Annotated in this window: 11 protein-coding genes and 1 pseudogene; 8 read left to right on the forward strand and 4 right to left on the reverse strand. The window is 71.6% G+C overall.

All coding sequences use genetic code 11. The features are described 5' to 3' along the window. Positions 1-5: 5 nt before the first annotated feature. The 5 genes and pseudogenes from rimO to ACFYRX_RS08585 all read left to right on the forward strand — a co-directional run. On the forward strand, positions 6-1,499 hold the full coding sequence (rimO, locus tag ACFYRX_RS08565) for a 30S ribosomal protein S12 methylthiotransferase RimO (RefSeq protein WP_389097594.1): 1,494 nt from the start codon (positions 6-8) through the stop codon (positions 1,497-1,499). Then, a complete protein-coding gene (pgsA, locus tag ACFYRX_RS08570) occupies positions 1,496-2,335 on the forward strand; it encodes a CDP-diacylglycerol--glycerol-3-phosphate 3-phosphatidyltransferase (protein ID WP_389097595.1) in 840 nt (279 codons plus the stop codon). Before rimO ends, pgsA begins: the two co-directional genes overlap by 4 nt. After that, positions 2,332-2,877: a CinA family protein gene (locus ACFYRX_RS08575; protein WP_389097596.1), complete on the forward strand. Its 546-nt coding sequence runs from the start codon at positions 2,332-2,334 to the stop codon at positions 2,875-2,877. Before pgsA ends, ACFYRX_RS08575 begins: the two co-directional genes overlap by 4 nt. 109 nt (positions 2,878-2,986) lie before the next feature. After that, the gene (locus tag ACFYRX_RS08580; RefSeq protein ID WP_328750973.1) at positions 2,987-3,367 is read left to right on the forward strand and encodes a helix-turn-helix transcriptional regulator; all 381 of its coding nucleotides are present in this window, start codon (positions 2,987-2,989) and stop codon (positions 3,365-3,367) included. 213 nt (positions 3,368-3,580) lie between these two features. Continuing rightward, a pseudogene (locus ACFYRX_RS08585) lies at positions 3,581-3,814 on the forward strand (hypothetical protein); the annotation flags it as partial. Between the two features lie 218 nt (positions 3,815-4,032). On the opposite strand, the gene ACFYRX_RS08590 reads toward ACFYRX_RS08585, so the two are convergent. From ACFYRX_RS08590 to ACFYRX_RS08600, 3 genes are all read right to left on the reverse strand, one after another. Further along, positions 4,033-4,797, reverse strand: a complete 765-nt coding sequence (locus ACFYRX_RS08590) for an SDR family NAD(P)-dependent oxidoreductase (RefSeq protein ID WP_389097597.1) — start codon at positions 4,795-4,797, stop codon at positions 4,033-4,035. Positions 4,798-4,830: 33 nt separating this feature from the next. Continuing rightward, positions 4,831-5,685, reverse strand: coding sequence for an Fpg/Nei family DNA glycosylase (locus tag ACFYRX_RS08595; RefSeq protein WP_389097598.1), 855 nt, complete (start codon positions 5,683-5,685; stop codon positions 4,831-4,833). A gap of 290 nt (positions 5,686-5,975) precedes the next feature. Further along, on the reverse strand, positions 5,976-11,012 hold the full coding sequence (locus ACFYRX_RS08600) for an ATP-dependent helicase (RefSeq protein WP_389097599.1): 5,037 nt from the start codon (positions 11,010-11,012) through the stop codon (positions 5,976-5,978). 203 nt (positions 11,013-11,215) lie between these two features. On the opposite strand from ACFYRX_RS08600, the gene ACFYRX_RS08605 reads away from it, so the two are divergent. From ACFYRX_RS08605 to ACFYRX_RS08615, 3 genes are read left to right on the forward strand one after another with little or no spacing between them, the layout of a single operon-like run. Beyond that, entirely contained in the window at positions 11,216-12,205 is a 990-nt protein-coding gene (locus ACFYRX_RS08605; RefSeq protein ID WP_389097600.1) for an AraC family transcriptional regulator, read from the forward strand. After that, on the forward strand, positions 12,169-12,810 hold the full coding sequence (locus ACFYRX_RS08610; protein WP_389097601.1) for an AzlC family ABC transporter permease: 642 nt from the start codon (positions 12,169-12,171) through the stop codon (positions 12,808-12,810). The genes ACFYRX_RS08605 and ACFYRX_RS08610 overlap by 37 nt, the downstream gene beginning before the upstream one ends. Further along, positions 12,807-13,115 (forward strand): AzlD domain-containing protein, encoded by a 309-nt coding sequence (locus tag ACFYRX_RS08615; protein WP_389097602.1) that lies wholly within the window; start codon positions 12,807-12,809, stop codon positions 13,113-13,115. Before ACFYRX_RS08610 ends, ACFYRX_RS08615 begins: the two co-directional genes overlap by 4 nt. Positions 13,116-13,285: 170 nt before the next feature. Here ACFYRX_RS08615 and ACFYRX_RS08620 read toward each other — a convergent pair whose 3' ends face one another. Continuing rightward, positions 13,286-14,230, reverse strand: coding sequence for a hypothetical protein (locus tag ACFYRX_RS08620; protein WP_389097603.1), 945 nt, complete (start codon positions 14,228-14,230; stop codon positions 13,286-13,288). Between the last annotated feature and the right edge of the window lie 44 nt (positions 14,231-14,274).

The following is a 14,274-nucleotide window of genomic DNA, read 5'->3' on the forward strand; positions in this document are numbered from 1 at the left end:
AGCCCATGCCTGAACGCCGTACCGTCGCACTCGTCACCCTTGGCTGCGCCCGTAACGAGGTGGACTCGGAGGAGCTCGCAGGCCGTTTGGAGGCGGACGGCTGGGATCTCGTGGCGGACGCCGCCGATGCGGACGTCGCCGTCGTCAACACCTGTGGCTTCGTCGAGGCCGCCAAGAAGGACTCCGTCGACGCCCTCCTGGAGGCGAACGACCTCAAGGGCCACGGCAGAACCCAGGCCGTCGTGGCGGTGGGCTGCATGGCCGAGCGGTACGGCAAGGACCTTGCCGAGGCCCTCCCCGAGGCTGACGGAGTGCTCGGCTTCGACGACTACGCCGACATCTCCGACCGGCTCCAGACGATCCTCAGTGGTGGCGTTCACGCGTCGCACACCCCACGTGACCGGCGCAAGCTGCTGCCGATCAGCCCGGCCGAGCGCCAGGAGTCTGCGGCGGTAGTCGCCCTGCCCGGACACGGACCGGCCGTGGAGGTGGCGCAGCCCCCCGTCGATCTCCCGGAAGGCCTCGCCCCGGCCTCCGGCCCGCGTGCGCCCCTGCGCCGCCGTCTGGACGGTGCCCCTGTCGCCTCGGTGAAGCTCGCCTCCGGCTGCGACCGGCGCTGCACCTTCTGCGCCATCCCGTCCTTCCGCGGCTCCTTCATCTCGCGCCGGCCCTCGGACGTCCTGAACGAGACGCGCTGGCTGGCCGAGCAGGGTGTCAAGGAGATCATGCTGGTCTCCGAGAACAACACGTCGTACGGCAAGGACCTCGGCGACATCCGCCTGCTGGAGTCCCTCCTGCCCGAGCTCGCCGAGGTGGACGGCCTCGAACGGGTGCGCGTCAGTTACCTCCAGCCCGCCGAGATGCGGCCCGGCCTGATCGACGTGCTGACGTCCACGCCCAAGGTGGTGCCCTACTTCGACCTGTCCTTCCAGCACTCCGCCCCAGGGGTGCTGCGCGCGATGCGCCGCTTCGGCGACACCGACCGTTTTCTGGAACTCCTCGACACCGTCCGGGGCAAGGCTCCCGAGGCGGGCGTGCGCTCCAACTTCATCGTGGGCTTCCCGGGTGAGACCGAGGCCGACCTCGCGGAGCTGGAGCGGTTCCTGAACGGCGCGCGCCTGGACGCGATCGGCGTCTTCGGGTACTCCGACGAGGAGGGCACCGAGGCCGCGACGTACGAGAACAAGCTGGACGAGGACGTCGTCGCCGAGCGGCTGGCACGTGTGTCCCGGCTCGCCGAGGAACTCGTCTCGCAGCGCGCCGAGGAGCGCGTCGGCGAGACCGTGCACGTGCTGGTCGAGTCGGTGGACGACGAGGGTGTGTACGGCCGTGGCGCACACCAGGCGCCGGAGACCGACGGCCAGGTGCTGCTCACGAGCGGCGAAGGTCTTGGCGTCGGTCGTATGGTCGAGGCGAAGGTGGTCGGTACGGAAGGTGTCGACCTGGTGGCCGAGCCGCTCCAGGGCTCGCTCGGGTGTATCGAGGAGGCGGGCAGATGACCGGAGTTCCGGCGTCCGCTGCGGGTGGCCCCTCTGCCGCGAAGGGCGGACCGGTGGGCGGGGTCTCGGGTGCCGCGTCCGGCGCCGCTCCGAGCGCTCCCCCGGACGCGTTCTCCGCTACGGCTGCCGAGGCTCGGGCGGGTGTCCTGCCCGCGGTGGCCGTCGTTCCCGGAGCTGCTTCGGATGCCGGCATCGACTCAGGTTCGAAGCCCGCGCGTGGTGCGAAGATCGCGGCCGCTGCCGTCAACCAGGCCAGTGTCTGGAACATCGCCAACCTGCTGACCATGCTCCGGCTGCTTCTCGTGCCCGGCTTCGTCGCCCTGATGCTGGCCGACGGCGGGTACGACCCCGCGTGGCGTTCGTTCGCCTGGGCGGCCTTCGCCGTCGCCATGATCACCGACCTGTTCGACGGACACCTGGCGCGCACCTACAACCTCGTCACCGACTTCGGCAAGATCGCCGACCCCATCGCCGACAAGGCGATCATGGGGGCCGCCCTGATCTGCCTGTCCGGTCTCGGTGACCTGCCGTGGTGGGTGACGATCGTCATCCTCGGCAGGGAACTCGGGATCACCCTGCTGCGGTTCCTCGTCATCCGGTACGGCGTGATTCCCGCGAGCCGCGGCGGCAAGCTCAAGACCCTCGGCCAGGGCATCGCCGTAGGGATGTACATCCTGGCCCTGACGGGCTGGCTGGCCACCGCGAGGTTCTGGGTGATGGCGCTGGCGGTCGTCCTGACCGTCGTGACCGGGCTCGACTATGTGAGACAGGCCATTGTGCTGCGCAGGCAGGGAATCGCCGAGCGCAAGGCGGCGTTGGAGGAGGCGGAAGCGTGAATTCCCCGGCCGCTCAGGTGGTGCAACTACTCGCTGTGAAGGGTCAGACGCTCGCGGTCGCCGAGTCCCTCACCGGTGGGCTGGTTGCGGCGGAAATCACAGCGGCCCCCGGGGCGTCCCAGGCGTTCAGGGGTTCGCTGACCGCCTACGCCACCGAACTGAAGCATGAACTACTGGGTGTCGACGCCACCCTGCTGGACCAGCGAGGTGCGGTGGATCCGCAGGTCGCGGCCCAGATGGCGGCCGGGGTGCGCAAGGCGCTGGGTGCCGACTGGGGCATCGCGACCACCGGAGTCGCAGGCCCGGAACCGCAGGACGGCAAGCCCGTCGGAACGGTTTTCGTCGCCGTCGACGGGCCCTCCGCGAGCGCTTCCGCGGCAACCGGTGGCGGGAAAGTGACCGCGTTGCGGTTGAACGGTGACCGCGCGGAAATTCGTATGGAGAGTGTACGGAGCGTACTCGCGCTGCTCCTGGAAGAGCTTACGAGCGAACAGACCGGGAATGAGCAGGCACAGGATACGGAACGGAACGGGGGGTTTTGATGTTTGCAGCCCTGAGTGAACACGACATCGCTCCCCGCACGGCCGCGGCGCAAGGCGGTACGGTGGGGCGTGAAGGATGCGGCTACGCGGTCCGAGGAGGGAGCCACCGATGATTCTGCTCCGTCGCCTACTGGGTGACGTGCTGCGTCGGCAGCGCCAACGCCAGGGCCGTACTCTGCGCGAAGTCTCCTCGTCCGCCCGAGTCTCACTCGGCTATCTCTCCGAGGTGGAGCGGGGGCAGAAGGAGGCATCCTCCGAGCTGCTGTCCGCGATCTGCGACGCGTTGGACGTACGGATGTCCGAGCTCATGCGGGAAGTGAGCGACGAGCTCGCCCTCGCCGAGCTGGCCCAGTCTGCTGCGGCCACTCCGAGCGCTCCGGTGTCGGCACCGGTGCGCCCGATGCTGGGTGCCGTCTCCGTGAAGGGTGTGCCACCGGAACGGGTGACCATCAAGGCGCCCAGCGAAGCGGTGGACGTCGTAGCGGCGTGACGCTCACGCTGGGTGTGCGCCGTCGTGAGCCGACGGTGCGCTGAGCGAAGTGTGCGAGGCCCCGGACGGGCTTCTCCGAGTGATCTGGAGAGGCGCCGGTCGGGGTTTTCGTGCATTTTGGAGCAGTGGCCGTGTCAGGTGCGTGCGTGTGCCCTCGGTGCGCCCTGCCGACAGGTGAGGCGGCGGTCTAGCGTCCGGGCTGGAGGTGGCTGCATGGCGGGGCCGGCAGTGCGCCGAGGGGTGGCTCTCGGGCTCGGGGTGTTGTGGTGGTGGGCCGTGGCACGGCTGCTCCTGGCGCCGGACGCCGGGGTGCTCGAAGGGGCGGTCGCGGCCGGGGGGTGGGGGCTGAGCCTGCTCCCGGTGCACTGTGTGCCGAAGGTGCGAGCCGCGGGGGCCGTTGCCGCCGGGCGGTGGCGTCAGGCGTGGGGGGCGGGGAGGGGGGCTGGTCGGCACCGCTCGCTGTCCACTGGGGTCGGTGGGGCGGGTGAGGTGCGCCGGCCTGGCGGGGAAGGTCTGTCCAGTGGCGTCGGTCGGTCCGGTGAGGTGGGCCCGTCGGGTGAGGCGAGTCGGACCGGTGGGGAGGGACAGTCCGATGGCGTGGGTCCATCCGGTGTCTGGCGAGGGGGCCGTCGGGTGAGGTGAGTCGGTCCGGGGGAGGGGGCCGGCTACCAGGGCATTGCCACCCCGCCGTTCGGGCGGAGGATCTGGCCCGTTGTGAAGGACGAGGCGTCCGAGGCCAGGTAGAGCACGGCGTGCGCGATGTCTTCCGGCTCGCCGACCCGGTTCAGAGGCGACAGTCGGGCCATGAGGGCCTCGGTGTGGGCCTGTGCCTCCTCGTCGTGCCGGTCGGTCATGGGGGTGCGGATCCAGCCTGGGGCGACCGCGTTGACCCTGATTCCGTATCGGCCCACCTCGGTGGCCAGGGTCTTCGTCAGCTGGACCACCGCCGCCTTGGCCGCGCCGTAACAGAGAAGTCCGGGGCCGCCGGTGTCCACGGCGCCGGAGGCCATCGTGACGATGCTGCCCCCGGTCCCGCGGTCGAGCATCAGACGCGCCGCCTCCTGGCAGGCGTACAGCACGCCCTTGAAGTTGACGTTCAGGACGCGGTCGAGGTCCTCGTCCCTCGTCTCCAGGACCGGACTGCTGTGCATGATCCCGGCGACCGCGGCCAGGATGTCGAGTCGCTCGCACGAGGTGACGGCCTGGTGGAGTTGTGCGCGGTCGGTGACGTCGAGGGGGTGGGTGTGCGGGGTGCCGCCGACGCCCTTGATCAGGGTCGCCGTCTCGTGCAGGCCCTGTGCGTCGCGGTCCGCGCAGTGCACCGTGGCGCCCGCCTCGGCGAACAGGACGGCGGTCGCGCGGCCGATACCGCTCGCGGCGCCGGTGACGAACGCTGTGCGTCCGGTGAGGTCGTACGCGCTGACGGCCATGGGAGCGACGGTACGAGTGTTTCTGACGGATCGTCAATTGGCTGTACGGCGTGAGGTTCTGGGGTGTGTTTCGCTCGGTGCCCCGCGGTGCGGGCTCGGGGCTGGGCCCGTCTGGCAGTGGGGGCACCAGTACGTGGGGCGTTCGCGGGAGCCGTCGCCCTGGTCGGCGGAGCGGATGGAGGCATGGCAGCGGAGGCAGGGGCGGTGCGAGCGGCCGTACACGAACAGGTCCTGACCGCGGCGGCCGGTCGTGCTGCGGACAGGGCGGTCGCGGTTGGCCTCCAGGAGCTTCTTGGCGAGCGTGGGGAGGTGGGCGGCGCGGTCTGCGGGGAGAGCGCCGATGGGGAGCCAGGGGGTGGCACCGAGCAGGAAGCAGAGCTCGCTTTTGTAGACGTTGCCGATACCGGCGAGGTTGCGCTGGTCGAGGAGGGCTTCACCGAGGGGGCGGGCAGGGTCCTGGAGGAGGTTGGCCAGGGCCGCTTCCGGGTTCCAGTCCGGGCCCAGGAGGTCGGGGCCCAGGTGCCCGACCGCCTTGTGCTCGTCGGTGGTGAGGAGGAGTTCGAGGACGGGGAGTCGGTAGCCGACGGCTGTGCGGTCGGTGGTGCCGAGGATCGCGCGGATCTGGTGGGTGGGGCCGCCGGTCCAGCGCTGGTTGTCGGCGTACACCCTCCAGGAGCCGTCCATGCGCAGGTGGGAGTGGAGAGTCAGGCCGCCTTCGACACGGGCGAGGAGGTGTTTGCCGCGCGGGGTGACGTCGAGGACCTTGCGGCCTGTGAGGTCGGCTGTGGCGTATCTCGGCACCCTCAGGTCGCTGCGGGTCAGCACCTTGCCGGCCAGGGCGTCGTGCAGGCGCCGTGCGGACTGCCAGACCGTGTCTCCTTCGGGCATGGGTCAAGGGTGGCACGGGGGTGGCGGCTTGCAGTGTTTCTGTTCTCGGCCTCGGGTGCGGCATCGGTCTGGTTTGCTGCCACCGGCCACCTGCGCGGACTTCGTGGTCGGGTGCTGGTGGCCCTGGTGGGGTGTGTTCGGAGTCGGCGGCGGGGTGGGGGTGCGCCTGCGTGCGCGTGGTCGCCGTGGGTCGAGGCAAGCGTGATCGTGGCGGAAACCGGGGTCGCATGGTCGTCGCGGGGTCCGGGAGCGCCGCCATGTGTGCCTTGAGTCCTGGCCGTGGTGTCGTGTCATACGCGTAGGCGCAGGCCGCGGGGGGTGGCGATGAAGCCTGCTGTCTCCAGGAGGGTGCCGATGGGGGAGGTCAGGGCTGAGGTGCCGTTGGCGCGTTCCACTGTGACGGTGCCGAGCGAACCGGCCTTGGCGGCTGTCGCGAGGGCTTCGGCCGCCATGTGCAGGCGGGGGTCGTCGGTGGGGGCGGTGTCCGGGGCGGAGGGCCAGGCCAGGAGGGTTTTGCCGCCTCGCTCCATGTAGAGCGTGAGCTCGCCGTCGACGAGGACGACCAGGGAGCCTGCCTTGCGGCCAGGTTTGTGTCCGGCCTCGGTCGGGGGGTCTGGCCAGGGGAGGGCGGCGCCGTAGGCGTTGGCGGGGTCGGCGGCGGCGAGTACCACGGCTCGGTAGGCGTCGGAGGCGTTGTGCCGAGGGGTGCCGAAGCCGGAGCCCGGCGCGGGGTGCGGGTACGGGCTCTGGGAGTGGGGCGTGGGGTAGTCGCGCGGTGAGATGTACTCGTCGCGGGAGGCCGGGGTGAGCGGGGTGCTGAAGCCGGTGTTTCCGAAGGCGGTGCCGGTCGGGTCGGAATCGCGGATGTTCTGTCCGGTTGTGGGGTCGAAGGGGCCGAAGGCGTCGGCCCAGTCGAAGTCCTCGGCCCTGGTCTCGTCGGCGCCGGCGAGGCCGTCGGGGTGACCGTCGCTCTGGATGGGGCTGCCCGGTGAACCGAAGGCATCGGGCGCCGAGACGTCTGCGCTGTGGGGGCCCCACGGGCCGGTAGTGGCGGTAACCGGGGCGCTGCCCGGCACTGGCTCGCCTCGCTCGCGTGCGTTGGACACCGCTCGCAGGCGGTCGACCGCGCCGTCCATGGCGAACTGTGCGGCGCCGAGGCCCTCCACCACATAGCCGCGGCGGGCCTGGCCGCTGTCCTCGAAGGCGGAGAGGATGCGATACGTCGCCGAGAAACCACCTTCCACGCCCTCCGCCGCGACTGCCCCCCGGGTCACCACTCCGTGTCGGTCGAGGAGAGTGCGTGCCAGGGCGTGGGCACGCACGGTCGGATCGGGCTCGCGCTGGGGAAGCAGGGCCCAGCGGCCGGCGACGGTCGGCGGGCCGGTGCGGGAGGCGGTGCGGGCCGCGGCGGTGAGGGAGCCGTAGCGGCCGCGCGGGATGGTGCGTTTGGCGCGATGGGCGGTGGAGCCCGCGGTGCGGCCGGAGCCCAGCAGGGAGCGCATGGGTGTGAGGGTGTCGTTGGTGAGCCGGCCGGACCAGGCCAGGTCCCATACGGCGTCGGCCAGTTGGGGGTCGGTTGCGTCGGGGTGGGTGGTGGCGCGGATCTGGTCGGCGATCTGGCGGAAGAACAGGCCGTAGCCGCCGGCGAGGGTGTCCAGGACGGACTGGTGGAGTGCCGTCAGCTCCAGGGGGTGAGGCGGTGGCAGGAGGAGAGGGGCCGCGTCCGCCAGGTAGAGGGAGACCCAGCCGTCCTTGCCGGGGAGTGCGCCCGCTCCGGCCCAGACAAGCTCGCCGGCGGCGGTGAGTTCGTCGAGCATCGCCGGGGTGTAGTTCGTGACGCGGGACGGCAGGACGAGCTTCTCCAGGGCGGAGGCGGGCACGGATGCACCCTGCAACTGCTCGACGGCACGCACCAGTCCGTCGATGCCGCGCAGGGAGTGGCCCTTGCCGATGTGCTGCCACTGCGGGAGGAACTGGGCGAGGGCCGGAGGCGGCACCGGTTCGAGTTCGTGGCGCAGGGCGGCCAGGGAGCGGCGGCGCAGGCGGCGGAGTACGGTCGCGTCGCACCATTCCTGGCCGATGCCCGCCGGGTGGAACTCGCCTTGTACGACACGGCCGCTCGCGGCGAGGCGCTGCAACGCCCCCTCGGTGACCGCTGTGCCCAAGCCGAAACGGGCCGCGACCGCCGTAGAGGTGAACGGGCCGTGGGTGCGGGCGTGGCGGGCGAGGAGGTCGCCGAGGGGATCCTTGACCGGCTCGGTGAAGGCCTCCGGGACACCGACCGGCAGTGCTGTGCCGAGTGCGTCGCGCAGGCGGCCCGCGTCCTCGATCGCCGCCCAGTGGTCGACGCCGGCGATACGGACCTTGATCGTGCGACGGGCTCGGGCGAGGTCCTGCGCCCACTGCGGTTCGGCGCCCCGCTCGGCCAGTTCGGCGTCCGTGAGCGGGCCCAGGACGCGGAGGATGTCCGCGACGCCTTCGGCGTCCTTGACGCGGCGGTCCTCGGTGAGCCACTGGAGCTCCCGCTCCAGCTCGGTCAGGACCTCGGCGTCGAGCAGTTCCCGCAGTTCTGCCTGGCCGAGCAGCTCGGCCAGCAGGTGCGAGTCCAGCGAGAGGGCCGCCGCGCGGCGCTCGGCGAGGGGCGAGTCGCCCTCGTAGAGGAACTGGGCGACGTAGCCGAAGAGGAGGGAGCGGGCGAAGGGGGAGGGCTCGGGGGTGGTGACCTCGACGAGGCGGACCTTGCGGGACTCCAGGTCGCCCATCAGCTCGACGAGTCCGGGGACGTCGAAGACGTCCTGCAGACATTCGCGGACCGCCTCCAGGACGATCGGGAACGAGCCGAACTCGCTCGCCACCTGGAGCAGTTGGGATGCCCGCTGGCGCTGCTGCCACAACGGGGTGCGCTTGCCGGGGTTGCGGCGGGGAAGCAGCAGGGCGCGGGCCGCGCATTCGCGGAAACGGGAGGCGAACAGGGCCGAGCCGCCGACCTGGTCGGTGACCGTCCGGTCGACCTCGCCCTTGTCGAAGACGACGTCCGCGGCGCCTACGGGGGCCTGCTCGCTGTCGTACTCCGTGCCGGTCCTGGTCGGTTCCTGGTCGAGCAGGTCCAGGCTCATCAGGTCGGCGTCCGGAAGCCGAAGGACGATGCCGTCGTCGGCGTGCATGACCTGGGCGTCCATGCCGTAGCGCTCGGAGAGCTTGGCGCCGAGGGCGAGGGCCCACGGGGCGTGGACCTGGGCGCCGAAGGGAGAGTGGACGACGACCCGCCAGTCGCCGAGTTCGTCACGGAAGCGCTCCACGACGATCGTGCGGTCGTCCGGGATGTGGCCGCAGGCCTCGCGCTGCTCGGCGAGGTAGGACAGGACGTTGTCCGCCGCCCACGCGTCCAGGCCCGCCGCGAGGAGACGCAGGCGGGCGTCCTCCTTGGGGAGCGAGCCGACCTCGCGGAGGAAGGCGCCCACCGCGCGGCCCAGTTCGAGGGGGCGGCCCAGCTGGTCGCCCTTCCAGAAGGGGAGCCGGCCGGGGACGCCGGGGGCGGGCGAGACCAGGACGCGGTCGCGGGTGATGTCCTCGATGCGCCAGGAGCTGGTGCCGAGCGTGAAGACGTCCCCCACGCGCGACTCGTAGACCATCTCCTCGTCCAGCTCGCCGACCCTGCCGCCGCCCTTCTTCGGGTCCGAACCGGCGAGGAAGACGCCGAAGAGGCCGCGGTCGGGGATGGTGCCGCCGGAGGTGACGGCGAGGCGCTGGGCTCCCGGTCGGCCCGTGATCGTGCCGGCGATGCGGTCCCAGACCACGCGAGGGCGCAGTTCGGCGAAGGCGTCGGAGGGGTAGCGACCGGCGAGCATGTCCAGGACCGCGGTGAACGCGGATTCGGGAAGGGACGCGAAGGGGGCCGCCCTTCGGACCGTGGCGAGGAGGTCGTCCAGCTGCCAGGTGTCCATGGCCGTCATCGCGACGACCTGCTGGGCGAGGACGTCCAGGGGGTTCGCGGGCACCTTGAGGGACTCGATGGAGCCGGTGCGCATGCGTTCAGTGACGACCGCTGCCTGGACGAGGTCTCCCCGGTACTTCGGGAAGACCACGCCGGTGGAGACCGCGCCCACCTGGTGGCCCGCGCGGCCCACCCGCTGGAGGCCGGAGGCCACGGAAGGGGGTGACTCGACCTGGATCACGAGGTCCACCGCGCCCATGTCGATACCGAGTTCGAGGCTGGACGTGGCCACCACCGCGGGCAGCCGGCCGGCTTTGAGGTCCTCCTCGACCAGGGCGCGCTGTTCCTTGGAGACCGAGCCGTGGTGGGCTCGGGCGATGACCGGCGGGGCGCCCTGCGCGGCGCCGGAGCCGCCCATGAGTTCTGCCGGGGCGTGGTGTTCGTCCAGGGGCTCGCCGGTGGCCCGTTCGTAGGCGATCTCGTTGAGGCGGTTGCAGAGGCGTTCCGCGAGGCGGCGGGAGTTCGCGAAGACGATCGTGGAGCGGTGGGACTGGACCAGGTCGGCGATGCGCTCCTCGACGTGGGGCCAGATCGAGGGGCGCTCGGCGCCCTCGGAGCCGTCGGCCACCGGGGAGCCGCCCAGCTCGCCGAGGTCCTCCACCGGGACCACCACCGAGAGGTCGAACTCCTTGCCCGACATCGGCTGGACGATCTCCGCCTTGCGCTGGGGGGAGAGATAGCGGGCGATCTCGTCGACCGGGCGGACCGTCGCGGAGAGGCCGATGCGGCGGGCCGGCTTCGGGAGGAGTTCGTCCAGGCGCTCGAGGGAGAGGGCCAGGTGGGCGCCGCGCTTGGTGCCGGCCACGGCATGCACTTCGTCGAGGATCACTGTCTCGATGCCGGTGAGCGCGTCGCGGGCCGCGGACGTCAGCATCAGGAACAGGGATTCCGGAGTGGTGATCAGGATGTCCGGGGGGCGGGTGGCGAGGGCCCGGCGCTCAGCGGCGGGGGTGTCGCCGGAGCGGATGCCCACCTTGATCTCGGGTTCGGGCAGGCCAAGACGGACGGATTCCTGGCGGATGCCGGTGAGGGGGCTGCGGAGGTTGCGCTCCACGTCCACGGCGAGGGCCTTGAGGGGGGAGACGTACAGGACTCGGCAGCGCTTCTTCGGGTCCGCGGGCGGGGGCGTGGAGGCGAGCTGGTCCAGGGCCGCCAGGAAGGCGGCCAGGGTCTTGCCGGATCCGGTGGGGGCGACCACCAGCACGTCCGAGCCCTCTGCGATGGCCTGCCACGCGCCTGCCTGGGCTGTGGTGGGCGCGTCGAACGCACCCGTGAACCAGCCGCGGGTCGCGGGGGAGAAGCCGTTCAGGGCTCGGTGAGCTTGGCTGACCATGTGTCCATCCTGCACCCGGCCACTGACAATGGCTCTGACCTGCGGGTTTCCTCAGGCGTGTGGGTGAGGGGGCGGGCGGGGGTGGGGGCGCACATGTCCGTGCTCGGTCGGGCGTTGCTGCCCCTCGACCGGCACGGGGTGATGAAGTTGCCGCGGCGGCCCGGCCCCCGGCACATCCATGGCGTCGGAGTGACAATGAGGGCATGGCGGGTTCCAGCGAGCGGGCGCGGCACTGGCGGTATGCCGAGCTGCCCGGGGTCGATCTGCTGCGGGCCCGGTATGTACGCAAGACGTTCGTCAGGCATACGCATGAGAACTTCGTGATCGCCGCCATCGCCGACGGGGTGGAGGTCTTTCACCATCGGGGGGCTGATCAGTACGCGGGTGCAGGGACACTGGCGCTGGTCAATCCCGACACCCCTCATACGGGGCGGGCAGGAGTCCCTGAGGGATGGCGGTACGGGGCCGTGTATCCGGCACCGGAAGTTGTCGCCGCGATCGCTGCCGAGACCACCGTGCTGCGCGGTACACCCGGGTTCGTACGGCCTGTGCTCGATGATCCGTATGCGGTGGGGCTGGTGCATCAGGTCCTCCGGGCTGCGGACGAGGGGAACGCGTTGGCAGCCGACACCCTGTTGCGGGTTGTCGTGACGCGACTGCTGTGCCGGAACGGTGGGGTGCTGCCGGAGCGGGACGTGCGGTCCGCGGGCGCTCGGATCGCCGTGCGTGCGCGTGCCGTGCTGGAGGAGCGGATGGCCGAGCCGCCGACTCTGGAGGGGCTGGCCGCTGATCTCGGGACCAGTCCGTTCGCACTGTTGCGGGCTTTTCGCAGGCTCTACGGGATGCCGCCGCACACATGGCTGACGGATGCGCGGGTGCGACGGGCCCGGCGGCTGCTGGACGCGGGGGTCGGTCCGGCCTCCGCTGCCGTCGAGGTGGGGTTCACGGACCAGCCGCATCTGAACCGGCACTTCACGCGGATCGTGGGAGTGCCGCCGGGGGCCTATCAGCGGGAGCGCAAGAACGTACAAGACTCCTCCGGGCAGCCCTTCCTAGTGTCCGAGGTGTGGCAGAACAACCAGCTCTCGCAGACACACACGCCGACGGTGGAGGAAAGCCGGACGCCGCCGTCGTACGAGACGCCCTCGGAGTCGGGGTGGCCGTCGGACTGTCCGGTTTCGCCTTCGGGGTGACCTCGGCCGGCAGCGGGCTCACACTGCCGCAGACCTGCGCGTTGAGCCTCCTGGTGTTCACCGGCGCGTCCCAGTTCGCCCTCGTGGGAGCGCTCGCGGCCGGAGGAGGTCCTCTTACCGCGGCTGCCGGGGCCTTCTTCCTGGGAGTGCGCAACACGTTCTACGGACTGCGGCTGTCGCAGTTGCTCGCGCTCCCGCGTGCGGTGCGGCCCTTCGCCGCCCATTGGGTGATCGACGAGACGGCGGCGGTCTCGCTGGCGCAGCCCACGCGGCGTGGAGCGCGGATCGGGTTCGCTGTCACGGGGGTGAGTCTGTATGTGCTGTGGAATCTCACCACCTTGCTGGGGGCCCTGGGAGCCGACGCGATCGGGGACACGCGCGCGTGGGGGCTGGACGCGGCCGGGCCCGCTGTCTTCCTGGCGCTTCTCGCACCCATGGTGAGGAGCGGCACCGAGCGGGTTGTCGCCGGGCTCGCCGTGCTTCTCGGGCTCGGTCTGCTTCCCGTGCTGCCCGCCGGCGTGCCGGTGCTGGCTGCCGCTCTCGCGGCGCCTCTCGTCCTGTGGGCGCGCGGACGTCGCGAACGGGCGCGGGAGGAGGGGCGGTGAACACCTGGATCGCTGTCGGAGCCACCGCCCTTGGGTGTTACGCCGTCAAGCTCGTCGGGCTGCTGGTACCCGCGGGCGTTCTCGACCGGCCCTTGGTGAAACGGCTTGCCGCATTGCTGCCGGTGGCACTTCTGGCCGCGCTCACCGCCCAGCAGACCTTCGCCGACGGTCGGGTGCCGGTGCTCGACGCGCGGGCCGCGGGACTGGCCACGGCCGCTGTGGCGCTGCTTCTGCGGGCTCCGTTTCTGCTCGTGGTCGCGGCCGCGGTGGCCGTGACGGCAGGGGTGCGGGCCATGGGAGCGTGACGTACGGCCGGTGCACGCGCGTGTGGGCCGATGTATCGGCTCAGCCCGGGTCGGTGGCGCCGCCGTACCGGCTGTGCTCGCGTCGGCAGGGCCGATGTACCGGTGCAGCCCGTGGCGGTAGGGCCGGCGCACCGGCTGCTGCCCGCGACAGTGAGGCCGCCCGTACGGGCTCAGCCCATGCCGCGGCCGTAGGCCCGCAGGGTGTGCAGTGCCTCGATCGTCACGAGGGGGCGTGCTTCGAGGGTGGCGGCCGGTGCCCACTGTCGTCGGCGGACCGGCCAGCCGCCGTCCTCCTGCTGCTCGGCCGCCAGGAAGTCCAGTGAACGGGCCATCTCGGCGTCCGTGAACCACGCGCGCCCGAGGGAGTCCGGTGTCTTCGCGTAGTCGTGCGGGAAGTGGTGCTCGCCCGGGGCGTAGCCGGGGGAGACGGGGAACGCCTCGACGTTCGGGGGGTCCAGCGCGGCCAGCCGTTGCTCACGCACCAGGCGGCCCAGACGGTCGGCGGTCGCCTCCGCGCGCGAGCGGTCGGGGACGGCGTCCAGGAAGGCCAGGGCGGCCTCGATCTCGTAAGGGTGGGACACCCGGAGGGATTCCACCGCCTGCCAGCAGAAGTCCGTGGCGCGGAACAGCCAGGCGTGCCACACCTCGTTGCGGTGCAGCAGACCCACCACAGGCCCGGTGGTGAGCAACTCGCTGGGCGGGGCGTCGACGACCGGCATGAAGGGGGCCGCCGGATAGCCGCGTTGCGCGGGAGTGACCGCGGGCAGGGCGCCGTCCGCTGTGGACACGGAGGTGAGATAGCGGCACACACGCTCCACACGCTGTCCGCCGCAGCGTCCGACGGCGTCCAGGACCCGCAGGGCGTGAGCGGCATGCGGGGGCTGGCTGACCGGACCTCGCAGATCGGGCTCCAGCGCGTGGCCGTAGCCGCCGTCCGCGTTGCGGTAGGCGTCCAGGGCCGTCTCCACCGGGTCGGGGCCGCCGTTGAGGAAGTGGTACGCGAACAGACGCTGTTCCAGCACACGCGCGGTGAGCCAGACGAAATGCTCGGCACGGAAGAGCGGGGAGTGCGCCGGTGGCGTCTGGGGGAGTGGGGAAGCTCCTGTTTCGGGCATGCGTCAGACCGTAGGGCGGAAAGCGGTCTCGGCAAGCGGTCCCG

Source organism: Streptomyces sp. NPDC005374 (genome assembly GCF_042872225.1).
Taxonomy (GTDB): domain Bacteria; phylum Actinomycetota; class Actinomycetes; order Streptomycetales; family Streptomycetaceae; genus Streptomyces.

What these genes read in the sequence shown, in the direction of transcription:
- rimO (WP_389097594.1), top strand. Translation starts at nt 6, where the DNA reads ATGCCTGAACGCCGTACCGTCGCACTCGTCACCCTTGGCTGCGCCCGT.
- pgsA (WP_389097595.1), top strand. Translation starts at nt 1,496, where the DNA reads ATGACCGGAGTTCCGGCGTCCGCTGCGGGTGGCCCCTCTGCCGCGAAG.
- ACFYRX_RS08580 (WP_328750973.1), top strand. Translation starts at nt 2,987, where the DNA reads ATGATTCTGCTCCGTCGCCTACTGGGTGACGTGCTGCGTCGGCAGCGC.
- ACFYRX_RS08590 (WP_389097597.1), bottom strand. Translation starts at nt 4,797, where the DNA reads ATGGCCGTCAGCGCGTACGACCTCACCGGACGCACAGCGTTCGTCACC.
- ACFYRX_RS08595 (WP_389097598.1), bottom strand. Translation starts at nt 5,685, where the DNA reads ATGCCCGAAGGAGACACGGTCTGGCAGTCCGCACGGCGCCTGCACGAC.
- ACFYRX_RS08600 (WP_389097599.1), bottom strand. Translation starts at nt 11,012, where the DNA reads ATGGTCAGCCAAGCTCACCGAGCCCTGAACGGCTTCTCCCCCGCGACC.
- ACFYRX_RS08605 (WP_389097600.1), top strand. Translation starts at nt 11,216, where the DNA reads ATGGCGGGTTCCAGCGAGCGGGCGCGGCACTGGCGGTATGCCGAGCTG.
- ACFYRX_RS08620 (WP_389097603.1), bottom strand. Translation starts at nt 14,230, where the DNA reads ATGCCCGAAACAGGAGCTTCCCCACTCCCCCAGACGCCACCGGCGCAC.